The organism is Guyparkeria sp. SB14A (assembly GCF_005096345.1).
Taxonomy (GTDB): Bacteria; Pseudomonadota; Gammaproteobacteria; order Halothiobacillales; family Halothiobacillaceae; genus Guyparkeria; species Guyparkeria hydrothermalis.
This window is the reverse complement of record NZ_SWAW01000100.1, coordinates 1-247: the sequence shown is the minus strand read 5'-3', so window position 1 is coordinate 247 and position 247 is coordinate 1. Positions and strand designations below refer to the sequence as shown.

The following is a 247-nucleotide window of genomic DNA, read 5'->3' as shown; positions in this document are numbered from 1 at the left end:
TGGTCTATAGCGATCCGAAGGCGGCCCATGACCTGCTTGGCCGACTCGCCGACGCCGTGACCGACTACCTCAACGCCCAGATCGAGGCCGGCGCGCAGTCGCTGATGGTGTTCGACACCTGGGGGGGCGTGCTCGCACCACACGACTACCGCGATTTCTCGCTGCAATACATGCAGCGCATCGTCGACGGCCTGCAGCGCGAACGTCCGGACGGCAGCTACGTCCCGGTCACCCTGTTCACCAAGGG

Annotated in this window: 1 protein-coding gene; it reads left to right on the top strand. The window is 65.6% G+C overall.

The features are described from left to right. Positions 1-247 (top strand): uroporphyrinogen decarboxylase family protein (locus FAZ79_RS11390; RefSeq protein WP_282097240.1); only part of this gene is annotated, 247 nt, incomplete at both ends.